The following is a 21,323-nucleotide window of genomic DNA, read 5'->3' as shown; positions in this document are numbered from 1 at the left end:
TTTCCCTCTGAGCGTGGGCCGATCCTGACGGATTATTGTTACATCTCGGTTAAAACATGATGACCGGAGGATGAAGAGTGGGTGCCAGTGGGATGACAAGACGAGGGGATATCTGCGCGCTGACCCTCACTCCGGCCCTCTCCCAGAGGGAGAAAAGCAGGCCCGGAGTCGGCTGTTTGTAGAACGGCTGAGTAATAAAAAAACAGCGCCAGACGGTCTCCTCTCCCTTTTGGGGAGAGGGTTAGGGTGAGGGGGTACGTAAGCTTTAAGGCTCTTTCACCACGTTGACCATCCACGGGACGCCGAAGCGGTCGGTCACTTTACCGAAACCGTGAGCCCAGAAGGTTTCCTGCCAGACCATCTCTATCTGTCCGCCATCGGCGAGGCCGTCAAACCAGCGTTTACCTTCCTCAATATCTTTTGGATCCAGCACGAGGGTAAACCCGGCGTAGCGCTCCGTTTTGCTGGAGGGACTGTCGCTGAGCATCAGGACACTATCCGCAATACGAAGGCTGGCGTGGGCGATACCATCGGCGGCAAGATGCTGGCCCGAAGGGCAACCGTCTTCGGCATCCTGTATATCCTGCGGCATTTCGCCGTAAGTGATTTGGTGGATGAGCTCAGCACCTAATGCCTGCTGGTAGAACGCGATGGCTGCAGCGCAGTTGCCGCTAAAAGCGATATAGGGACTTAAGGGCATAACCATTACCTCAGGTAACGAATATTCCATTAAGCGTAGAAGGGGATTGCAAAATTAAGCCAGGCGGCAACGACGGTTTACTGGATACTGTAGCCCTGGTAAGCGCAGCGCGACCGGGGAATAAGAGGCACTTTTCAGATTTTTCTACCAAGAAATATATTCCCGCCCGACGGTGTGCGCTGGGGAATAATAGTGACGCCGGGCAGGAAATAAATCAGTTCTTTTTAACAAATTCAGATTTTAACTTCATCGGGCCAAAACCATCAATTTTGCAGTCAATATTATGATCGCCTTCAACGAGGCGGATATTCTTCACTTTTGTGCCGATTTTCAGCATAGAAGAGCTACCTTTAACCTTCAGATCTTTCACTACGGTAACGCTATCGCCGTCGGCCAGTAAATTACCGTTGGCATCTTTGACGACCAGCGCATCGTTATCGTCCGCAGGCTCGGCATTGTTCCATTCATGGGCGCATTCTGGGCAGATAAACATGCTGTTGTCTTCATAAGTGTATTCAGAATGGCATTTTGGGCAGTGTGGCAGTGACATGACGTTCCTCGCGATTACTGGATAAAACAGGACGTTGGTCCATTAAATAGCGGCTGATAGCCGAAAGTGACGCTGATTATAGCGCAATCACGTACTTTTGTCGGGCCTTTTTTACGGGTGTTCTCGAGGGGAAAGCAAATATACATCGCGAAAAATTGGCGGGTTATTTCCATAAAATCCGCCAGATATTTCCGGAAATATATCGCTAAGTTCCAATATTCATTGAACTTATTGGTTGTGGGCGACTCTGTTTAAGGGTAGGTAAATTTTTGTGAAGTTGATCCCATAATTAAACGCTGTTAGGGTAAAAAGGCGAGATCGCAAATTCACCATACTTATAGCGACTCCGTTTATTCATTTATGGCCAGAGCAGGCGTCAACAGGTTCGGTTGTACAGACTGTCAGCAGACAGTGCAGGCAAACCTGCTACGCTTGAAAGGTGGAGCACAGCAATGAATTGCTCCCAACGCATGACGCGGATGACCTTGTCATTCGGCGGAGATTCGTGCGCTCAAGGCGAGAGCAAAAGAGGAAAATTATGCTTAAAAGGAAAAAAGTAAAGCCAATCACTCTTCGGGATGTGACCATCATTGATGATAGCAAGCTGAAGAAAGCGATTACCGCAGCGTCGCTGGGTAACGCGATGGAGTGGTTCGATTTTGGGGTATATGGTTTTGTTGCGTATGCCTTAGGTAAAGTCTTCTTCCCCGGTGCAGACCCTAGCGTGCAGATGATTGCCGCACTCGGTACATTCTCGGTTCCCTTCTTAATTCGTCCGCTAGGTGGCCTGTTCTTCGGGATGCTGGGCGATAAATATGGTCGACAAAAGATACTGGCAATAACCATCGTCATTATGTCGATAAGTACATTCTGTATCGGTCTTATTCCGTCGTATGCCACGATTGGTATCTGGGCGCCGATCCTGCTGCTGCTATGTAAAATGGCACAGGGTTTCTCGGTTGGTGGGGAATATACCGGTGCATCTATCTTTGTTGCGGAATATTCGCCTGACCGTAAACGTGGCTTTATGGGCAGCTGGCTGGACTTCGGTTCGATCGCCGGTTTTGTGATGGGCGCGGGCGTAGTGGTGCTGATTTCCAGCGTGGTGGGCGAAGATAACTTCCTCGACTGGGGCTGGCGTATTCCGTTCTTCCTGGCGCTGCCGCTAGGGATTATTGGTCTTTATCTGCGTCATGCGCTGGAAGAGACCCCGGCGTTCCAGCAGCATGTTGATAGCATGGAACAGGGCGATCGCGAAGGATTACAGGAAGGACCGAAAGTCTCCTTCAAAGAGATTGCGACTAAACACTGGCGCAGCCTGTTGACCTGTATCGGTCTGGTGATCTCCACCAACGTGACCTACTACATGCTGCTGACCTACATGCCGAGCTATCTGTCGCATAACCTGCACTACTCGGAAGACCACGGGGTGCTGATTATCATCGCTATCATGGTCGGGATGCTGTTTGTGCAGCCGGTTATCGGGATGCTCAGCGACCGCTTTGGCCGCCGTCCGTTTATTCTGATTGGTAGCGTTGCGCTGTTTGCGCTGTCGATTCCGGCCTTTATCATGATTAACAGTAACGTTCTCGGCCTGATTTTTGCCGGTCTCCTACTGTTGGCGGTCATCCTGAACTGCTTTATTGGCGTCATGGCCTCGTCGCTGCCGGCGATGTTCCCAACCCATATTCGCTTTAGTGCCCTTGCCAGCGCCTTTAACATCTCGGTGCTGATTGCCGGTCTGACGCCAACTCTGGCGGCGTGGCTGGTGGAAAGTACGCAGAACCTGATGATGCCAGCCTACTATCTGATGGTAATTGCGGTTATCGGTCTGATTACCGGCCTGTCGATGAAAGAGACCGCGAATCGCCCGCTGAAAGGGGCGACGCCCGCGGCGTCCGATATCCAGGAAGCGAAAGAAATCCTCGGCGAGCACTACGATAACATCGAGCATAAAATTGAAGATATCGATCAGGAGATCGCCGACCTGCAGGAAAAACGTTCTCGTCTGGTGGATCAGCATCCGCGCATCAACGATTAAACCGTTTTGCTGTTAATCAATGCCGCCGTGGGCTTCCCCCGGCGGCATTTTTTATGCCTCTGCGGGCGGCAGGCTGTGGCGACGCTGCTGGCTCAGCTTGCGATACTGCTGCGGCGGCATGCCGACATACTTGTTAAAGGTGCTGTAAAAGCGGCTGCTGGAGCGAAAACCGGCGGCCAGGGCAATATCAAGGATGGTTTTATCGGTGTCGCTGAGCAGGGCTCGGACGTGATTAATGCGCATCGCCGTAATGTACTGCTTCATGGTCTGCTGCATCACCCGCTGAAAAATCCCCATGGCGTAGTTGGCATTCAGCTTCACGTGCTCGGCGACGGCGTCGACGGTGAGCGCCTGATCGTAGTGGGCGGCGATATATTCCAGCATCTGGCTGACGTAAAACTGAGCGTGGCGCGACACGCTATTCTTATGCGTGCGCGAGGTTTTGTTCACCAGGATCGGCTGCCAGCCGGAGAGGCTCAGGCGTTTGAGCATCAGGGCAATCTCATCGATCGCTAGCTGGCGGATCTGTTCATTGTCGCTGTTCAGCTCCTGCTGCCAGCGCTGGATTTCAAATACGCTCAACTGCTGGGCGGCCAGGGACTTCACCACCATGCCATGAGTGACGTGGTTGATAAGCTCCCGGTCTAGCGGCCAGGACAAAAACAGATGCATCGGCAGGTTAAAGATCGCCATCTGCTTGCAGTCGCCGGGGCGCGTCAGGCGATGAGGCGTACAGGCCCAAAATAGCGTGATATAGCCCTGTTTGATGCGCACTATTTCATCGTTAATCAGATACTCCACATCGCCGTCAAAGGGAACGTTCACCTCCACCTGGCCGTGCCAGTGGCTGGCGGTCATCGCATAAGGCGTGCGCAGTTCGATATCCATTCGCTGGTATTCAGAGTAGAGCGCCAGCGGGCTGCGGGGCTGATGCTCATCGCTACTGCTCATATAGGAGTCGGCAGGCTGCGCCGCGTGGGATTTATCGATCATGATGTGGATTCCTGAATCATCATACTTGCCGATTTTTGCGCCAGTGAGCCCTCATCTTAGTTGAAATAACGGCCCGTTTTCTCTTCTTTTCCGTCAATTTATTCCCAGAAACTCATATTTTATGCTTGCAGATTGTCGATCTGAGCTTCCGGGAATGCTCCTGGGGGAACAGGGCAGCGCGGCAAAGGCCCGGTGTGCCACTCTGTGACCGTTCAATAACCCTACGGAGAGTGTCCTATGTCTGCCCCAAAAATTACCTTTATCGGTGCCGGTTCGACGGTTTTTGTCAAAAACATTCTCGGTGATGTTTTTCAGCGCCCGGCGCTGAAATCCGCGCATATCGCCCTGATGGATTTGGATGCGACTCGTCTGGAAGAGTCACATATTGTGGTACGTAAGCTGATGGATTCACTCGGTGCTGACGGGGAAATTAGCTGCCACCGCGACCAGAAAGCGGCGCTACAGGATGCGGATTTCGTGGTGGTAGCCTTCCAGATTGGCGGCTATCAGCCCTGTACGGTGACCGATTTTGAAGTCTGTAAGCTGCATGGTCTGGAACAAACCATTGCTGATACCCTTGGCCCGGGCGGGATCATGCGCGCGCTGCGCACGATTCCGCACCTGTGGCGCATCTGCGACGATATGACCGAAGTCTGCCCAAACGCCACGATGCTTAACTATGTCAACCCGATGGCGATGAACACCTGGGCTATGTATGCCCGCTATCCGCATATTAAGCAGGTCGGGCTGTGTCATTCGGTGCAGGGGACGGCGGAGGAGTTGGCCCACGATCTGGATATCGACCCTGCGGATTTACGCTACCGCTGCGCGGGCATTAACCATATGGCTTTTTACCTGTCGCTAGAGAAAAAGCTTGGCGATGGCAGTTACGTCAGTATTTATCCGGAGATGTTACAAGCATTTGCCGAAGGCCGCGCGCCGAAGCATCGTGAGGATTCGCGCTGCCAGAACATCGTCCGCTATGAGATGTTCAAAAAGCTGGGCTACTTTGTCACCGAATCCTCCGAGCACTTCGCGGAATACACTCCGTGGTTTATCAAACCAGGGCGTGAGGACCTTATCGAGCGTTATCAGATACCGCTGGACGAGTATCCGAAACGCTGTGTAGAGCAGGTGGCAAACTGGCACAAAGAGCTGGAGCTGTATAAAACCAGCGAGCGTATTGAGGTTAAACCCTCACGCGAATACGCCAGCACCATTATGAATGCCATCTGGACCGGCGAGCCGAGCGTGATTTACGGCAACGTGCGTAACGATGGCCTGATAGATAACCTGCCGCAGGGATGCTGCGTGGAAGTGGCTTGTCTGGTGGACTCTAACGGCATTCAGCCGACCAAAGCGGGCAAGTTGCCTGCCCATCTGGCGGCCATGATGCAAACCAACATCAACGTACAGACTCTGCTGACCGAGGCGATCCTCACGGAGAACCGCGATTACGTCTATTATGCGACCATGATGGACCCGCATACGGCGGCGGTGCTGGGTATTGAAGAGATCTATGCGCTGGTGGATGATCTGATCGACAGCCATGGCGACTGGCTGCCGAAGTGGGTGCAGGGTTAATAAGATATTGTGCGGTATTTGTGCCGGATGGCGGCTTTGCGTTTTTCTCCCGGTTTGCGCTGCGCAACAGGTTCACCGTCGTTTGCGGACCGGTAGCCCGGACAGATGCGCAGCATCGCCTCCGGGAAAGTATGCCATCCTGCGCTATGCTCCCGGGGGCGGCGCCAGGCGCCTGCCCGGGCTACGGGTTTACCGCCGTCTGCGGACAGGCTTAACTATGCGTCAGAAAGCGCGCCAGTCGATGCTGAAGAATTTGATTCTCGCGGCTCAGGCGCGCGTTTTCATCCAGCAGCGTCAGCGCCACGGCGATACCCGGCCAATCCAGCTCCAGCTCCTGGCGCAGGCGCACGGCGCGGTGAACGAGCGTCACCGCGCTATCATCAAACAGCCAGTTTTCCCGCTGTGGCTGGCGCGGTTCAATCATGCCAAGACCGACAATTTCGTTTAGCTCCTCTTCGGAAACGCCGGTGTGGAGACAAAACTCGGTAATCGTGAACGTCACTGTTATCTTAGCCATCAGGCTTTCCCCCATGTCTTGCGTGGCTCGAAGCTGGATTGCGCATCGGCCAGTTGCTGCCAGAGTTCGCGGCTCTTCTCATCTGGTTTTGGCGGCATAACGATTTTAATCACCGCATACAGATCGCCGGTGGTGGTTTTGCTGACCAGCCCTTTGCCTTTCACGCGCAGGCGCTGCCCGGCCTGACTGCCCGGTGGAATGGTTAGCAGAATGCTCTCTTTCAGCGTTGGAATGGTGACTTTGGTACCTAATGCGGCTTCCCACGGCGCCAGCGGCAGGACGATTTCAAGGTTGTGGCCGACGATATCAAACAGCGGGTGCGGGGCGATATGAATCACCAGCCACAGGTCGCCGTTCGGGCCACCATTTTCGCCGGGGGTGCCCTGGCCTTTCAGGCGGATGCGCTGGCCATCAACGACGCCCGAAGGAATTTTCACATTCAGCGTTTTCGGCGTTTCGCTCTCGACCATGCCAAAGATGTTATAAACCGGCAGTTTATAGCTGATGGTGCGCGTCTGCTCGGCCAACGTCTCTTCAAGGAATACCGCAACTTCTATCTCTAAATCGTGGCCGCGGACACCGTGCTGGCGGCGGCTTTGGTGTGCCTGCTGGCCAAACATCGAAGAGAAAATATCGTCAAAGTCCTGCTGACTGTAGCTTTGTTCATGGGACTGCTGATGTTGACGACCAAACTGCGGATCGTTGCGGTGCTGCCAGAGCTGGTCATACTCGGCGCGGCGCTGGTCATCTTTGAGGACTTCCCAGGCTTCGGCGAGATCTTTGAATTTAGCTTCGGCCTCGGTTTCTTTGCTGACATCGGGGTGATATTTGCGTGCCAGACGGCGATAGGCGGTCTTGATGGTTTTCAGATCGTCCGTTGGCTGAACCCCTAAAATGGCATAATAATCCTTTAATTCCATGATGTTATCTCATTTATGCGCAATAGTACGGTTACAGATCCCTGGATCAGGTGTCTTTAATAAGCGTAGGGCAAATGAGCGCGGATGGGAGGGAAAAGTGGCGCAAACTTGACGCCGTCGGGATTGACGGCGTCGGAGCGGACGCTATTCGGCGGAGGGCCTGCGGTTTCTGCGTAGTCCTTCCAGCAGTACCAGAGCTGCGCCGATGGCACCGCCAATCAAAGGGAGAGCCGCGGGTGCGTTGGGGAACAGATGCACGATAGTCACGTCGGTCACCATCATCGAACCGGCAATCCAGCCAATCAGCGCGCCGCCCAGCATCACCACGGACGGGAAGCGGTTAAGGATCGCCAGGACCAGTTTACTGCCTGCGACGATAATCGGGATGCTGATCAGCACGCCCAATGCGACCAGCACCAGGTGGCCTTTCCCGGCGGCGGCAACCGCCAGTACGTTATCCAGCGACATAATCACATCGGCGACGGTAATGGTGACCGCGGTGCGCCACAGGCTGCTGGAGCTGCTGACTTCGCTCTCTTCTTCCTGATTCGTGACCAGCTTGATGCCAATCCACAGCAGCATCAGCGCACCGACTACTTTTAACCACGGTAACGAGAGCAAATAGATAGCCACTGCCAGCAGCAGCACGCGCGCCACTATCGCGCCGAAGGTGCCGATAATAATGGCTTTGGTTCGCTGATGTGGCGGCAGCTTACGACAGGCCATCGCGATCACCACCGCGTTGTCGCCGCCCAATAACAGATCGATAGCAATAATTTGCAGCAGAATAACCGCCACGTCCCACTGACTGAAAAACTCGTTCATACCCAACTCATCTAACTAAAAAAGGATCCCACAGGGAAAAGCAGGGGGCGAAGCGTACTCCCGTTCGGTCGCGTTGACCACCGGGCGGAAAGCCGGCACGTATATGGTTATTGAAAAATATAGTTACCAATCATTGCCCTGTCTGGTGATGATTCGCCGGCAAAGGATGATATTTTGTGGGTAAAGACACACCTGCCGTTTACCTATCGCAAGGACTACCCACATGCCCGGCCATAAGAATTTACTGACACTCGCCTTTATTGGCGCCGCTCTGCTTCCGGTGATGGCGACCGCCGCTGATGCGCCTGCGGCGACGTTTACGCCCGAACAGGAAGCCCGTATTGGCAAAATTGCTGCCGATTATTTAGTTGCGCATCCTGAAGTGCTATTGCAGGCCAGCCAGAAGCTGCAACAGATTCAGGAGCAGCAGCAGGCCAGCGCGGCGACTCAGGCAGTACTGAAGAACGCTGTCGCGCTGACTCAGGATAAAAATACGCCGACCTATGGCCCGAAAGAGGGCAAAGTGACGGTCATTGAGTTCTTTGATTATCAATGTGTTTACTGCAGTCGCCTGGCGCCGGTCATGGAGCAGGTGATCAAAGAGAACCCGCAGACTCGCTTCGCTTTCAAAGAGTGGCCTATTTTTGGCAGCCGTTGGGAAACCTCTCTGGAAGCGGCGAAAACCGGTCTGCAGATTTATCAGCAGAAGGGCGCAGAAGCCTATTTGACCTACCACAATGGGATTTATTCCACCGGGCATAACGAAGGCAAGCTGACGGCCGCCGACATCCAGCAGCAGGCGAAGAAAGTGAATTTCGACGCGAAGAAAGCGACGGATGTTGGAGCGGTGCTGGATGGCACGAATCAACTGGCGCAGGAAATCGGCCTGAGCGGCACGCCCGGGGTTATCGTGATGCCAACAACGGGTGCCACGGAAGCGACGATTACCGTGTTCCCAGGACTGGCGGATAAAGCCTCGCTGGATGCGGCGATTAAGAAAGCAGGCGGCTGATAATTAAAGCGCCCGCCGCCCGGTGGCTGGCGCTTGTTAGTTTTGTAGGCCGTGTAAGGCGTAAGCCGCCACTTGGCAGTGCTCCTCATGCACGGCAGCAGCGCTGCAACATCGACATAATCACCTGAAATAGCTCATCTTTAGCCTGTTGTTCTGTGATGACGCCGTTCACTACCGCGGTCGCTAGCCCGTCAGCGGAGCCGAGCATGGCAAGAATGGCGGCCTCGCTGAGATTATCGCTTCCACAAAGCGGTGAAAAGTATTGCCGGCATTTTGCGGTAAATGCGGTGATGCACTCTTGTTTGATCTTCTCCAGCTCAGGCGTCCCGGCCAGCGCGGCCATCACGCTCGGCATTTCCCGTCCCTGATGTAGCACGCACTCGATGTAAGCGTCGGCGATCGCTGAGGCCATTTTTTCTGCATCAGGCTCAGTGTTGCGTAATATCTCATCCATCTTCGCCGTCTGGCGTTGGTCGTACTCGGTATAAAGTGTGGCGAAAAGTCCCGAACGGCTGTCAAAATGATCGTAAACCACCGGTTTGGTGACGCCCGCCTGTGTCGCCAGGTAGCCCAACGTCAGGGCATCGGTTCCTTCTTCACGAATAATATGCCAGGCGACATCAACCAACTGCTTGTGCCGTTCTTCTCGCGATAAACGCTGCCGTACGAGTGGTTCAGACATAGAGCATTCTCCCGTTGACAAGCTTATATACCAAAGGTAACTTACCATTAGTAGGTTACTGTTAGTATATAAGATTACGTCCGATATCGTCATATGGCAACTGGAGTCTCCGTCATGCATGCATTAATTGTGGTTTCTCACCCCCTTAACACTTCTTTGACGCATAGCGTCGCCACGGCGATTGCGCAAGGGATCGCTGAATCTAACCCGCATAATACTGCTGAACTCGCTGATTTAACTCAGGAAGGTTTTAACCCGGTTTTTGCTGCGCCGGATATCGCAGCTTTCCTGCAAACCGACGCCACGCCGGCAGATGTGATTGCTGAACAGGCCCGGATCGACAACGCCGACGCGCTGGTGCTGGTTTTCCCTATTTATTGGTGGTCGATGCCAGGTCTGCTAAAAGGATGGATCGATCGCGTGTTCTCAAACGGCTGGGCTTATGAGGAGACCGCCGATGGTAACGTAGTGAAGAAGCTGGGCCACCTGCGGGTGCATCTGGTTGCCTTAGGCGCAGCGAATCAGAAAACGTATGATAAGCATGGGTTCACGGAAGCGTTTAATGCACAAATCTCCCATGGGATTTTTGACTATTGTGGAGCTACGGTAGTGAGTTCTCAGATGATGTTGTTACCGGAACTGGAAACGGCGGAAGCTCATCTGGAAGCGGGGCATCAGCTTGGAAGGACGATGTTTAGCTGAAAGCAGAAAAGCAAAAACCCAGCCATAGGCTGGGTTCTCTAAATAGTGGTGCCCGGACTCGGAATGGATTTTGTTTTGTAATTGCATTGATTAGAATGGTTTTTATCTTGTTCCATAAACGTTGAGGCCCCCATTAAGGCCCCCTTCTGCAAAGGGTCAAAATTTGATGGTTGAACAGGAACTTTTACATCCATCTGAATACTATTTGATGGCAAGGTATAGTGATCTACTACGGAATCGCAGTGAGCACCATCCATGTTTGAAAATGATACCATAATTTGGTTCCTTACTGTTTAGTGGGCAACGCCCCTGGATAGTGTTTCGCGATAATGTCGTTCAGCTTATCGACCAGCTCCGATCGCCTGAACGTGATATGGACAGTTCCCTTCTGAAAATACTTAATCACAGACATCTCATCCTCATAACGGGTGCTATGCCTGTTCTCATGGATATGGTCGCTTAACCGGCGCGTGACGTCGGCGCGATTGTCGGGGATGGCCTTCCCATCCAGCAGCATCAGCATGCGCTCAAGGTCCGTTAACCGGTCACGCTGCCAGCCCCAGTTCAGACCAAATCCCCACCGGTCATATTTGACAAGCCCCGTCACGATGATTTTCCCGCCAAACCTACAGGGGCTGTTTGTCTTAAAATTCCAGCTCAGACCTTTAAACACGTTAATCACACCTCGTTCAAACACCTCACCTTTATTCAGATGCAGTTGTTCGAATGTGTTGAGAATATTCTCTTCACTGATAGCCGGAATATCGTCTTTCTCCAGGCTGTTGTACCACTCGTCGCGGACCTGTGCGTCCATGAGCGCCAGCATTCCCGAGCGTTGCATCAGATCCCGCCATATACCACGATCGATATTGCGAGTAATGGCTTTCATGGCCGTATCAGTATCCTCCATCAGCCAGCAGTCGTAGCTGTATTGCCGCATTCCCTATTCATTCGCTTTACCACCGCCGATGCTGCGGGTCAGCGTCGAGATATCGTCAAGTTGTTGTATCAGCGTTTCAATCTGTGCAATCGCGAAATTACGTCCGGTGATGATGCGCTCAATACTGGTAGAACAAATCACATCGGTATGGCCGGTTAACACTTCAGGTTCGGTGAGGGTAAGATCTGACATTTTAATTTCCTTTATATAAAGCAAAGCGCCAGCCGGTAAGGGCTGGGGCTTATAGGTGTGTGGTGAGTATGGTTCGGTGGCTAACAGGTTCTGGTCTGTTGCAGAAGCTGAAGATGGCGGAGATTACGAACATCGTTTCGCGCCTGCTCAATCCAGGGCAACAGCACTGCTGAATCCGTCTTGTCTTCGTCGTTGTCGAAAATAATGCCGGTGTTGCAACTGATGTTGTCCTGCAGCCAGCCAATCAGAATGTTGAGAGCCACTTCGGTGGTTAATTCCGGCATGTAAAAACCTTGTGGTGATTGAGGTGGGGTTACCAGTCAAAGGTTGTAAAACTTGGTAGCACTTCGCCAAAGGCATCCAGATGAACAATGCCAGCGGCGTAGCGACGCATAAGCGTCACTAATAACCGACGGCAGGCTTTTGACAGACCGAGGCGTTTGAGGCGTAAGACCGGAAACGACCACGCGCCCAGGTGGAGCAGATAACCCGAGCCGGTATAACTAATCCATTCAGACTCGCCAAAGTCTTCATGCTGGTGTGAAAGGGTAAACAGCAGAGCATTGTCTTCCGCCGTGATATGTGCAGTGCTGCACTGAATGCCGTTCAGGCGGGCAACGGGCGGAATTGGATCTTCAACAATCAATTTCCCCGGTTCGTCAGCAACGAGAAGCGAATAACCGTTCTGGTTCACCACATTGATCAGGTCGGTCAGTTCAATACCGTCAATGTCTACGACGATCCGGCCCATGTTGAGGGCCAGTACGTTGATGGCATCGGCTTCCACCGTCAGGGACAGCTTCATGGTTGCACCTCACGGTATTTGCCGGTGGTGATGTCGGTAACGGCCCTGTAGCTATGACGGGTCATCAGCCCGGTGGCTTTGCGGGCGCGGAGAATATCGATACTGGTGAGAAGCGGCGACTGAGTTTCCGCGTTAAAACCGCGACGATCAGTGCGTACCAGGTCGTATTTCTCCACGATGAAATTCACCGCGTCGCACAGTGAGATACCGGCATCGATATGCTCTTGGATCACACCATCTTTGCCAAATGGCGTGTCGTTGAGCGTCAGACCGTAGTGACGGTCCAGCAGGTGACTCAGGAGGCGCTGCCAGATCGCCACGGGTGACGGGCGTGGCGAAACCTCCCGTTTCGGAGGAACAGGTTGTGTTTGCATAATGGAAACCTTTACTGGTGAGTTAAACGAAGGAAAACTGCCGGGAGGTTTATTCTGTTGTTGCAGGTGTCGGGTAAATTGCGAGATAGACGTACCCGTGCGAGCCGAGGCTGTCGGCCTCGCATATCAGCCCTTTTGCATACAGCGTGACGCAGTGCTGATGACGGGGATTCAGCTCACCGGAAAGCAGCATCAGCTCCAGTTGCTTCAGCAGTAGCGGGAATGCCTGGTCGAGATGGCGTAAATCCGCGTCGCTGAAGGTGCCGGTGATGCTGGCGCGGTCGTTCAGGTAATGCAGCCGGTTGCCCTCCTGCACCAGACGTGCGCCAAAACAGGGGGTGATATCGCGTTTAAGCCCCCACCAAGGGGCGGCGATATCGTGGTTTACAGGCGGTATTGTATTCGACAATTTTAGCCTTCCTTAAACGTGAATTAATTCAGCGTAACGCTGCGTAATACGACGTACGGGCCGTTGCGGTCCTGACGGTGTTCTGCGAAGACGGCGAGCACGCCGCTGATATCCTGCACTTCCCGACCTGCGTAGTGGCAGATGCTGCCGGACCATGTGTATTTGCCGGCACAGAAGCGAAACAACCGGGACTGCGGATGCTGGCGGTATATCGCCATCGCCTGGCGTTTGCTGATGATTTTCATCGTTATTCTCTCCTTAAAGCCACCCTCTCTCAGCAAACGAGACGATCTCCATGCCGCCCACCACCAGGTGATCAAGCAGTCGGATATCAACCAGCTCCAGCGCCTGCTGAATACGCGTAGTGACCTGACGATCTGCATTGCTGGGTTCGGCAAGGCCTGACGGGTGGCAATGCGCCACAATGACAGCGGCACAGTTATGCTTCAGACCGGCCTTAACCACCTCGCGGGGATGGACCTGCGTATGATTGATGGTGCCGGTGAAGAGCGTTTCGTGGGCTATCAGACGATGCTGGTTATCGAGGAAGAGTACAGTGAATACTTCACGCTCCAGTGAGGCGAGTTGCAGACGCAGCCAGTCACGAACGGCGGTGGTGGAGGTAAAGGAGGCGCCGGGCTCGCGTAACTGGCGTTCCAGCAGGGTCAGCGCACGTCGGATAGTGCGCTGTGCGGCGGGAGATATTCCCCCGCTGTCGGGGGGGCAAGGGGTTATATTCATTGGCTTTTCCTTTATGTTGACCCGTCCGGGATTGATGTGTTGTACAGTTTCACGGCAACGACGAACTCGTCGTGCTGGGATTCAAACCATGACCAGATAGGGAAGAGAGAGGTGCCCGTCAGAAAATGCAGGAAGAGTTCGTCGGTCACAACGTCTCCGTCCTCATCCCTGACCGTTATTTTCCCCAGCGCATCCCACAGGGTATTCAGGTGAGACAGTTCATACGACATGGCGGGATGCTCAGTCGATGATGTGCATGATGGCGCTGCATTCCGGGTGACTGAGCGCGTAATCCCGCAGGCGGTAGTAGTGCTCCGTCATGGCATCGCATTCGGTGCGCATGGCATGGTGGCTGTAAGTCATCAGACAGACGGCAATCCCCGCAGCGTCGGCACTGAGTTCACCGCCGTTGCCGTTCATAGTGTTGAACAGCGACCACGGTTCATTGTTCTCCGCTTCCGGGGCCATAAACGCACCACCGTTGCTGAGCGTATAAAAATTCCAGATACCGCCGTTGTAGTCGGCGCAGAAACGGTCCATCCACGCGAAGACCGTCGGCTCAAGGATTATCCACTGCGGTATGCTGCCGAAGTACTGCGGCCAAAAGCCGATGCGCTGCTCGTCCTGTACGAGGGTGGCGGTCAGCGCTGGCGCAGAACCGGCAGGTTGTGGCGGTAACGGAAGGGTATCGTGAAGGTTAATAATGTCGGTCATGTTAGTTTTTCCTTGTTTATTTATCGGGTTGGGGATGCTGGTTCAGCAGGAGTGACGGGCAGGACTGCGCATAGCCATCTTCATCGCACCGTGAGGGCCAGATGCTGTCAGATACAGACAGTCGGCACAGGCTGAGCTCGCCGGGACGGTAGCAAAGATGTCTGCACCAGGCGCAGAGGTCATCGTCGGAGATGGAACGGCAGCCGGACTGGTTTTGCAGGGAAACGGGCCAGACAGCCGTCAGACGGGTATTTGCAGGAATGTGCTGCATCAGCTCAGTGCCTGCTGCAGTTCTTCGGCCATCACCCAGAGCGCGCGGTTGAGTTTGATATCCCCGTCGATACCGTTAACCGCACGAGTGTGGGTACGTTTACCCTGTGCGGTGCGTCCGCTCAGCCCGCCTTTCAGCAACGATTCCTGAATGCGGTTATAAACGGTCCACAGGTCGTCCTGATGGTCCTCATACCGTCGCGGTGTCAGTATCTGCGCTGCGGTCACCGGCTGATATTCTTCACCAAAGCGGTATGTCAGTGCGGCGTTCGCCAGGGCATGTTGCGCGGGTGCTGGTAGTCGAAGTGACTGCATGGCCTCGCGCTTTTCTTCCACCCGATCAAAGACACCGAGCACTTCATAAGCCCCCTCAATCACTTTCCCGGCCACATCGCCACGATGCGGTACACGAATTTCACCGAACGACTGTCCGCAGACGAGCCCGTTGGTGCAGATGGCTCTGAACAGCCCCGGCAGCATCTGGTATGAGCTGCTACCATCGTGCGAGTTAAGCAAAATGATTTCGGGAACCTGCTGGCCGGTTATCTGACCGGTACGACGCAGGCGCAGCAGATGTTTGGTGTGCTCCCGGCGGTCAGGGTCGCGTACGCGTGACTGGCAGGCGAAGAAGGGTTCAAAGCCTTCGCGTTGAAGATTTTCGAGCAGAGTAATGGTGGGTATGTAAGCGTATTTTTCGCTCCTGGAACCGTGGCGATCTGCACTGAATACGCTGGGAACGACCTGCATCAGTTCTTCGCGGGTTAACGGACGATCGCGACGGATCTGGTTTGTCCGTCCAAAGCGGCTGGCTAGTCTCATGGTAAATTCCTTATTGTTGATTTAACGGCATAAACAAAACAGCCATGCTCCTGTGGGAGCATGGCTTTTTTGTGTGGTCGCTATTGGGTTAAGCTGTGGTGTGTCAGTGTTTGGGGATCCCGTGGCTGAGCAGATAGCGGTTAAGCCATTCCCCGGCACTGGCTTCAAAATTCCAGGCCCGCCAGATTAACGTCCCCTCGCTGTCGCGAATAACCAGCCGAAAGTGCGTACCCTGGTCATCTTCTATAGTGACGTTGTGGTAAAGCGTGACCACGGCTTCAGCCTGTCGGCGGGTGAATTGCCCTGGCGGTAACGACGTATCGTCAGTGACTTGCATATTCAGTTCCTGATGAATGGCATAAAACAAAATGCCCCGCTCAGTGAGCAGGGCATCAGTGGGTTAAGTGTGTGGCAATAAGCTGCAGTATCTGTTCCATGAGCGCTGTGATTAAGGCACCTGCGAGCAGGGTTGCCGCCTGTCTGGCGATGTAAATACTGTCTTCGTCATAGCCTTCTTCGCGGAAGTGGTCTTCCACAAACTGCTGCGCCCGGCTGCTGGCGCACCACGTCAGCACCTGACGCAGGGTGTTGAGCACGATTTTCAGTAATGTCATTGGGTCAAATCTCAGAGGGGGGATCCGGATGAATCTGGGGCACACAGGAATGCCCCGGCCGGATAATAAGAGGAGAGCTGCGTTACTGCGGTGACGGAGACTCCGGCGGCACAGGGGCCTGACCATGAATAATGCGGTGCTTCGCCAGTGCCTGCGGCATATCGTTGATGCAGTATGTAATGTAGAAGACGTTGAGCACCACGGTATAAAACGCATTCATCTTCAGGTCAAACCGGAAGGTGTTCAGCGCATAGTGTCGCAGTGCTGCTCTGGCCTTAAAGGCCCAGACGATGTACATCACGCCGCAGGTGAGCGACAGAATGCCGCTTAAGGCCAACAGTGTATCGCTGCCCGTGTAGTAGCCCGCCAGGTCCGGTGAGGCCATCACGCCGAACTGTCGTCCGAGCCCAAAACAGACGGCGAGCCAGATGATAAACAGATTGCCGCAAACCGGATATCCGGTGGTGTCGCTGATAATCTGCTGTTTTCGGTACAGCCACAGTAACGGCCAGATGCCGCAGGTGGCGACGGTGAGTAGAACAAAATGCAGGGTTGGCGTCGTCAGTCGCTGGCTGAGTGTCGAAATGTCGGTCATATCGTATTGTCCTTGATTGATTTTGCTGTAAACCGGGGATGCGCCGGGTTACCCGGCGGTCAGTGTCGTGCATTCGGGCATATCAGCCAGAACCTTGTGAACGTTTCCAGCCGAAGGGGTAAAGTGCCCCACCTGTTTGTCGTTGACGTAAATCTCAAACGACGTTGCTTTTCTGATGGCATCAATGAACGACAGCCAGGCGTTGTCGCCGTTACGCCAGCCCAGAGAGGACGGCAGGGGGAACGTCTGGTCATCCGTGACGACGGTGATGGCGGTTTTCTCATCCTGTGAATCGGCACCGCTGCCGTCAGGCAGGGTGAGCATGACGTGATGCTGCAGGATATTCTGGTCGTCAGGGTTGCCGGTGCAGTTCAGGTTCATCATCACGTTTTCCGGGCTGGTGATGATGTACTCGGTGACGCCCATACCGAAGCCACTGCTCCACATATTGGGGACCGCCTGTGCCGTGATGGCAAAGGTCAGTAATCCTGCTGACAGGATGGCGTGCATGAATCGCATGGTATTTTTCCTTCTCAGTCAAAAATGTTGTTGGGGGGCAGCCGTGTTACATGAGTTGTTTACCCACGACGATAAGTCCGGCCAGCCAGCCGATATACTGTGGGCCCACAAGCCAGAACAGACGGGCCTTGAGTAATCCGGTCATTCCTTCGCGGGTGTATACCGCATCCGGCATCAGCCATTGTCGAAGAGCAGCACCGACCGTCATACCGGCTCCGGGCCCAAGCGTCATCCAGAACAGATATTCCATTCCCTGACCAAAACTGCGTATCTCGCCGGTACTCCCGAACACGTTAAACAGCACGACCACAAGCGCGATGGCGAAGGCAATCGCGAAATATTTAATGACAAGCGCCATGTTCAGATTTCCTTATTTTCTGCACTGCTGAGCAGCGCTCAGCATGTTGTCCATGAAGCGCGGGGGGACATAACCGTATTGCTGGTTCATTTTCTCCAGCTCCCCGTGCGTATATTTCGTTTTGAGGTCATCCCGGATACATCCGCAGACGGCGGTAGTACCGCCGCCTGATTTGCATCCCCGGATAAACTCGCGTTCATTTTTGTCGCCACAGCCGCTCAGGGTTACGGCAGACAACATCAGGGTGAAGAGCAGCAGAGGGCCTTCGACAGGTTTCACGATTTGACTCCTTTGGGTCTGGATGGATGTTCAGGGTGTTGTTCCCTGAAGGTGTGAATGACATCACTGATAAAGCGAAAGTGGGGCAGTGCGCTGATAAATCCCTCTTCAGTAATGAGCGAACTGATTTCGCTCCGGCGACGGAAGGTTTGCTCTGAGAGTGAGGCCGAGATAATGTCTTCCAGCCGGAACACCCGAAGGCTCCCCCGGCAACAGACGACCAGATACCAGTGCTGATGCCGGTAAATCAGGCGGTAAGGCTCCTGCTCATCGTGACGGACACCGCCGACCAGCAGACTGACCACCCGGTGATGACAAATGGCTTCGGCCAGACGATGAAAACTGTCAGCCTGTGTCCATGCTGGCGGTAAGTCGTGCCAGATAAAGCAGGGTGAGGTGCCCGTTTCATTCATCAGCAGGTGCATCAGTTGCCGGTTCTGCGACGGGATAATGCGTGCGATACCGGTACTGCGGGCAAAGGAAACGGCCCCCGGAGAGTGATCACGCGTGGCGCTCTCACTGAGCCGATACGTGCCGTTCTCCCCGATAATGTCGAGGTGGACCAGCCGTTGATGTAAGTCACGACGCAGGGTGCGTATCGATACACCAAACTCACCGGACAGTGTCTGAAGGGTCAGCGTTTCTCCGGCCATTAACCGGCTGATAATGACCGACAATCTGACGGCCAGCCGGTCGTAGCGGGCCTCTTCATCGGGTCGTTGCATGGACGCTCCGTGTGCGATAAATAGGTTGATATTTCATGCGGTTATTATGCGGGCGGGGAGGGACACGTTATGTCCATCCCCCGTAATGGCGGAAAAGAAAAAGTAAAATTCATCTTTCAGTAAACAGGAGAATTAACAAAGGGTTAGTGCCAGGTAGCTGAAATGACGACAGCATGCTGACACGCCCTGTCATCAGTCGTGCCGTAGCGAGTACGGTCAGCGGCTCAGGCTTTGTGCAGGATGGGCTGACCCTTATTAACGTTACGGTGCACTGAAGATATGCTCGCACTGCGTGCAGCCGTATTCATCAAAGACGGTACCGTCCAGTTGTTCTCCGGCCAGAGAGCCTGCCACCGCACCAGCACAGGCGCCGGACAGAAAACCAATGAGGCCTCCGGCTATCGTACCGACAACCGGAATGACTGAACCTATCAGCGCACCGGTGGAGGCTCCTTCAAGCCCGGCAATGCCTCCGGCTGTTGCGCCAATGACCCCACCCGTCTTTTTACCCACATGGCGCAGTCGTATGTTTTGCGAACCGCAATTCGGACAATGCATTTCTTTCTCCCTTATTACTGGCAATAAATAGCCGCCTTCATGAGCTGGCGGACCGTGTATCAGAGAGACCTGGGTACCGGAACAGAAAGCATAGCTGTGACTTAGCGCGAGAAGCATACGCACGGGTATTTTGTGGGACAGTTGACCCGGGAGAAGGAATAACGACGGTAACAGGGTATCGGGACCCCGTTTGTTCTTACTGGACACATTAACCTCCGTGAGTGAAATAACAAAACGGCAGCACTTCTGCTGCCGTTCTCACACCGGTAATATAGGTCTGAAATTATTTTGAATGTCATTTCTGGTCTGTATTACTGCCTCCGCTCACCTTGTTTTTAGCGCAAAGCCCTCACTCACCACCACAGGTTTTTCGGTAATGGTCATTAATCAGCATTTCCAGCATATCACTGATGCGAACTCCGCTACGTTCTGCCATAAAGTCCAGTCGAGTTTTTGTTTCGTTCTTCAGGTACGTATTGAGTGCTTTTTTATCGGTACGGGACTGACGTAATTTTTGCTGGTTCCAGGCTTTATTCAGGTTCAGAAGGAATAAACGCTTTGTATCCGGTGCATCGTCCCATAAGTCGATCGCCGTGCGCAGGGCTAAATTGCGTTCAGAATGACTCAGGGGGGTAAACCAGGTACTCATTCCTGGCGTTGAAATATTTAATGAGAGCCCGATAGTGGGCGCATTTCTTTCTTCCTGAAGCGATTTGAGGCTGTTCCATGCCCACAGTACCGCGTCTTCTTCATTAGGTAACCATTTCAGCGGAGCTGGTTTGCTGTAAATATTTTTCCACTGGTCTTTCAGCCTGTCCATGACCTGGCGCTTGAGATGATTTACCGGTGGGGTCGGAATAATAATGTTGTCGAAAAAAGAGATGATAATATTAATTCTTTCCTGGTGGCTTGTCGGAGATACACTCAGATTCATTCGCTGATACCAGTTCTTTCCGAACTCTGCATTTGCTGGTTTGTCAATACCAAGTTCGTAGTCTCCGGCCTTGCAAATATACGCCCATAACCAGAATGTTGCCCGTTCATCCTGTTCTAGCCAGTCAAAACTTTCCAGCGGAAGGATGTTTTCATCACGGGCTGTTTCCATATCAGAAAAAAGTCTTGCCCGCTGTTCTGCATTCGGTATGAACTGATTAATCAGTTTGTTGAGTGCCTGTCGACAACTTTCTGCATCCTGGTGAGGAATGTCACGGGTGTTAATTATTTTATTAACACCCAGCCACCCGGCATAAAAAGCACAGACTCTCAGGTCACGGGTTTTTATAAGATGTTGTCTGCCATTGTCGTAATGTACAACCATTGTGGATACCTGTAATCGTAAACTACATAGTAGTGGTTATGGTGGTGATTGTTGTAGCTACACAGTATCACGATGATGGTTTTATCGTCACTTAAAAACACATCTGGTAGTCATCGTGAGGTTTTATTGTTGATTTATACTGGTTTTGACAAGGTTTTACCATGGTTTTAAAGTTGTCATTTTCTTTGTTTATCTCTCAGATGCTTCTCTGTTTACTGGATGAGTATCGTCTCAATAGGTTATCTTGTTCTCCTGCATGCTTTCGTTTTCATCCCCATCATGGTGCCTGGTTCGCTTCAGGGGGCATTTCTGGTATCAGGTCGGGCTGCCATGAGGTATTTCCATTTTGTTGCTCATAATCAGGATTGAGGGCTTCTGCGGGCAGTGATGATACGGGGTTAATTTGATTGAGGTTATTTGATATGACGTGGTGTCTATTTTCATGTTATTGAAAAAAGATAATTCCAGAGTAACTGATGCAGGCGTTTGTTGTAGGTAAGTGCTGTCTGGCGTGGTTATCTTCATAGCTATTGTTATGCCTGGCGTGTTGGATTGGTATTAATATAT

At 53.2% G+C, this 21,323-nt stretch carries 31 protein-coding genes and 1 pseudogene; 4 read left to right on the top strand and 28 right to left on the bottom strand.

Going from position 1 to position 21,323, the window contains the following annotated elements; genetic code table 11:
* Window positions 1-265: 265 nt before the first annotated feature.
* Window positions 266-700, bottom strand: coding sequence for a VOC family metalloprotein YjdN (gene yjdN / locus DA718_RS27145; RefSeq protein WP_112216306.1), 435 nt, complete (start codon window positions 698-700; stop codon window positions 266-268).
* Between the two features lie 214 nt (window positions 701-914).
* On the bottom strand, window positions 915-1,250 hold the full coding sequence (locus DA718_RS27140) for a zinc ribbon domain-containing protein YjdM (protein WP_110274523.1): 336 nt from the start codon (window positions 1,248-1,250) through the stop codon (window positions 915-917).
* Between the two features lie 538 nt (window positions 1,251-1,788).
* Between DA718_RS27140 and proP the strand changes: the two genes are divergently transcribed.
* Window positions 1,789-3,291: a glycine betaine/L-proline transporter ProP gene (gene proP, locus DA718_RS27135; RefSeq protein WP_110274522.1), complete on the top strand. Its 1,503-nt coding sequence runs from the start codon at window positions 1,789-1,791 to the stop codon at window positions 3,289-3,291.
* A 51-nt stretch (window positions 3,292-3,342) separates the two neighbouring features.
* On the opposite strand, the gene melR is transcribed toward proP, so the two are convergent.
* Entirely contained in the window at window positions 3,343-4,284 is a 942-nt protein-coding gene (gene melR, locus DA718_RS27130; RefSeq protein ID WP_112216308.1) for a transcriptional regulator MelR, read from the bottom strand.
* 237 nt (window positions 4,285-4,521) lie between these two features.
* On the opposite strand from melR, the gene melA reads away from it, so the two are divergent.
* The gene (gene melA / locus DA718_RS27125; protein WP_112216309.1) at window positions 4,522-5,868 is read left to right on the top strand and encodes an alpha-glucosidase/alpha-galactosidase; all 1,347 of its coding nucleotides are present in this window, start codon (window positions 4,522-4,524) and stop codon (window positions 5,866-5,868) included.
* A gap of 211 nt (window positions 5,869-6,079) precedes the next feature.
* Here the strand turns inward: melA and cbpM are convergent, their stop codons facing one another.
* The 3 genes from cbpM to DA718_RS27105 all read right to left on the bottom strand — a co-directional run bounded on the left by cbpM (window position 6,080) and on the right by DA718_RS27105 (window position 8,130).
* Complete coding sequence (cbpM, locus tag DA718_RS27120) at window positions 6,080-6,385, bottom strand: chaperone modulator CbpM (RefSeq protein ID WP_110274519.1); 306 nt, start codon at window positions 6,383-6,385, stop codon at window positions 6,080-6,082.
* On the bottom strand, window positions 6,385-7,305 hold the full coding sequence (gene cbpA / locus DA718_RS27115; RefSeq protein WP_110274518.1) for a curved DNA-binding protein: 921 nt from the start codon (window positions 7,303-7,305) through the stop codon (window positions 6,385-6,387). Before cbpA ends, cbpM begins: the two co-directional genes overlap by 1 nt.
* A 144-nt stretch (window positions 7,306-7,449) precedes the next feature.
* Complete coding sequence (locus tag DA718_RS27105; RefSeq protein ID WP_112216310.1) at window positions 7,450-8,130, bottom strand: TerC family protein; 681 nt, start codon at window positions 8,128-8,130, stop codon at window positions 7,450-7,452.
* Window positions 8,131-8,353: 223 nt separating this feature from the next.
* Here DA718_RS27105 and DA718_RS27100 point away from each other — a divergent pair, with 223 nt between their 5' ends.
* Window positions 8,354-9,142, top strand: a complete 789-nt coding sequence (locus tag DA718_RS27100) for a DsbA family protein (protein ID WP_112216311.1) — start codon at window positions 8,354-8,356, stop codon at window positions 9,140-9,142.
* An 85-nt stretch (window positions 9,143-9,227) separates the two neighbouring features.
* Here the strand turns inward: DA718_RS27100 and DA718_RS27095 are convergent, their stop codons facing one another.
* The gene (locus tag DA718_RS27095; RefSeq protein WP_112216312.1) at window positions 9,228-9,824 is read right to left on the bottom strand and encodes a TetR/AcrR family transcriptional regulator; all 597 of its coding nucleotides are present in this window, start codon (window positions 9,822-9,824) and stop codon (window positions 9,228-9,230) included.
* Window positions 9,825-9,938: 114 nt separating this feature from the next.
* On the opposite strand from DA718_RS27095, the gene DA718_RS27090 reads away from it, so the two are divergent.
* A complete protein-coding gene (locus tag DA718_RS27090; RefSeq protein WP_112216313.1) occupies window positions 9,939-10,526 on the top strand; it encodes an NAD(P)H-dependent oxidoreductase in 588 nt (195 codons plus the stop codon).
* Window positions 10,527-10,564: 38 nt separating this feature from the next.
* On the opposite strand, the gene DA718_RS27085 is transcribed toward DA718_RS27090, so the two are convergent.
* The 21 genes and pseudogenes from DA718_RS27085 to DA718_RS26985 all read right to left on the bottom strand — a co-directional run bounded on the left by DA718_RS27085 (window position 10,565) and on the right by DA718_RS26985 (window position 20,756).
* Window positions 10,565-10,801 carry a hypothetical protein gene (locus DA718_RS27085; protein ID WP_016154458.1) on the bottom strand — a complete coding sequence of 79 codons (237 nt, stop codon included), beginning with the start codon at window positions 10,799-10,801 and terminating at the stop codon, window positions 10,565-10,567.
* 11 nt (window positions 10,802-10,812) lie between these two features.
* Window positions 10,813-11,658: pseudogene (locus tag DA718_RS27080) on the bottom strand (DUF4942 domain-containing protein).
* 80 nt (window positions 11,659-11,738) lie between these two features.
* Window positions 11,739-11,942 carry a DUF957 domain-containing protein gene (locus DA718_RS27075; RefSeq protein WP_009652505.1) on the bottom strand — a complete coding sequence of 68 codons (204 nt, stop codon included), beginning with the start codon at window positions 11,940-11,942 and terminating at the stop codon, window positions 11,739-11,741.
* Between the two features lie 29 nt (window positions 11,943-11,971).
* Window positions 11,972-12,463: a DUF5983 family protein gene (locus DA718_RS27070; protein ID WP_009652438.1), complete on the bottom strand. Its 492-nt coding sequence runs from the start codon at window positions 12,461-12,463 to the stop codon at window positions 11,972-11,974.
* Entirely contained in the window at window positions 12,460-12,837 is a 378-nt protein-coding gene (locus DA718_RS27065; RefSeq protein WP_016154457.1) for a TA system toxin CbtA family protein, read from the bottom strand. Before DA718_RS27065 ends, DA718_RS27070 begins: the two co-directional genes overlap by 4 nt.
* 49 nt (window positions 12,838-12,886) lie before the next feature.
* Window positions 12,887-13,246, bottom strand: coding sequence for a type IV toxin-antitoxin system YeeU family antitoxin (locus DA718_RS27060; protein WP_009652436.1), 360 nt, complete (start codon window positions 13,244-13,246; stop codon window positions 12,887-12,889).
* Window positions 13,247-13,269: 23 nt separating this feature from the next.
* Window positions 13,270-13,491: a DUF987 domain-containing protein gene (locus DA718_RS27055; protein ID WP_009652392.1), complete on the bottom strand. Its 222-nt coding sequence runs from the start codon at window positions 13,489-13,491 to the stop codon at window positions 13,270-13,272.
* A gap of 13 nt (window positions 13,492-13,504) precedes the next feature.
* Window positions 13,505-13,987: a RadC family protein gene (gene radC, locus DA718_RS27050; protein WP_016154455.1), complete on the bottom strand. Its 483-nt coding sequence runs from the start codon at window positions 13,985-13,987 to the stop codon at window positions 13,505-13,507.
* An 11-nt stretch (window positions 13,988-13,998) separates the two neighbouring features.
* Window positions 13,999-14,217: a hypothetical protein gene (locus tag DA718_RS27045; RefSeq protein WP_009652503.1), complete on the bottom strand. Its 219-nt coding sequence runs from the start codon at window positions 14,215-14,217 to the stop codon at window positions 13,999-14,001.
* A 10-nt stretch (window positions 14,218-14,227) separates the two neighbouring features.
* A complete protein-coding gene (locus DA718_RS27040) occupies window positions 14,228-14,701 on the bottom strand; it encodes an antirestriction protein (protein WP_009652453.1) in 474 nt (157 codons plus the stop codon).
* Between the two features lie 16 nt (window positions 14,702-14,717).
* Window positions 14,718-14,972, bottom strand: a complete 255-nt coding sequence (locus tag DA718_RS27035) for a hypothetical protein (protein WP_009652519.1) — start codon at window positions 14,970-14,972, stop codon at window positions 14,718-14,720.
* The gene (locus DA718_RS27030) at window positions 14,972-15,790 is read right to left on the bottom strand and encodes a DUF932 domain-containing protein (RefSeq protein WP_009652424.1); all 819 of its coding nucleotides are present in this window, start codon (window positions 15,788-15,790) and stop codon (window positions 14,972-14,974) included. The genes DA718_RS27035 and DA718_RS27030 overlap by 1 nt, the downstream gene beginning before the upstream one ends.
* Before the next feature lie 103 nt (window positions 15,791-15,893).
* Window positions 15,894-16,127, bottom strand: coding sequence for a DUF905 domain-containing protein (locus DA718_RS27025; RefSeq protein WP_009652474.1), 234 nt, complete (start codon window positions 16,125-16,127; stop codon window positions 15,894-15,896).
* Window positions 16,128-16,182: 55 nt separating this feature from the next.
* Window positions 16,183-16,404 carry a hypothetical protein gene (locus DA718_RS27020; protein WP_009652443.1) on the bottom strand — a complete coding sequence of 74 codons (222 nt, stop codon included), beginning with the start codon at window positions 16,402-16,404 and terminating at the stop codon, window positions 16,183-16,185.
* A gap of 82 nt (window positions 16,405-16,486) precedes the next feature.
* Window positions 16,487-16,999, bottom strand: a complete 513-nt coding sequence (locus DA718_RS27015) for a DUF4234 domain-containing protein (RefSeq protein WP_009652395.1) — start codon at window positions 16,997-16,999, stop codon at window positions 16,487-16,489.
* Between the two features lie 48 nt (window positions 17,000-17,047).
* Window positions 17,048-17,518, bottom strand: coding sequence for a hypothetical protein (locus DA718_RS27010; protein WP_009652431.1), 471 nt, complete (start codon window positions 17,516-17,518; stop codon window positions 17,048-17,050).
* 46 nt (window positions 17,519-17,564) lie between these two features.
* Window positions 17,565-17,876 carry a hypothetical protein gene (locus DA718_RS27005; protein ID WP_009652410.1) on the bottom strand — a complete coding sequence of 104 codons (312 nt, stop codon included), beginning with the start codon at window positions 17,874-17,876 and terminating at the stop codon, window positions 17,565-17,567.
* 12 nt (window positions 17,877-17,888) lie between these two features.
* Complete coding sequence (locus DA718_RS27000) at window positions 17,889-18,155, bottom strand: hypothetical protein (protein ID WP_009652486.1); 267 nt, start codon at window positions 18,153-18,155, stop codon at window positions 17,889-17,891.
* Window positions 18,152-18,880, bottom strand: coding sequence for a helix-turn-helix transcriptional regulator (locus tag DA718_RS26995; RefSeq protein WP_009652433.1), 729 nt, complete (start codon window positions 18,878-18,880; stop codon window positions 18,152-18,154). Before DA718_RS26995 ends, DA718_RS27000 begins: the two co-directional genes overlap by 4 nt.
* 261 nt (window positions 18,881-19,141) lie before the next feature.
* Window positions 19,142-19,438, bottom strand: coding sequence for a membrane protein (locus tag DA718_RS26990; RefSeq protein ID WP_009652512.1), 297 nt, complete (start codon window positions 19,436-19,438; stop codon window positions 19,142-19,144).
* Window positions 19,439-19,787: 349 nt separating this feature from the next.
* Entirely contained in the window at window positions 19,788-20,756 is a 969-nt protein-coding gene (locus tag DA718_RS26985; protein WP_016154453.1) for a hypothetical protein, read from the bottom strand.
* Window positions 20,757-21,323: the final 567 nt, after the last annotated feature.

The organism is Klebsiella huaxiensis (genome assembly GCF_003261575.2).
Classification (GTDB): domain Bacteria; phylum Pseudomonadota; class Gammaproteobacteria; order Enterobacterales; family Enterobacteriaceae; genus Klebsiella; species Klebsiella huaxiensis.
The sequence above is the reverse complement of the archived record's forward strand: the minus strand, read 5'-3'. Positions and strand labels throughout refer to the sequence as shown.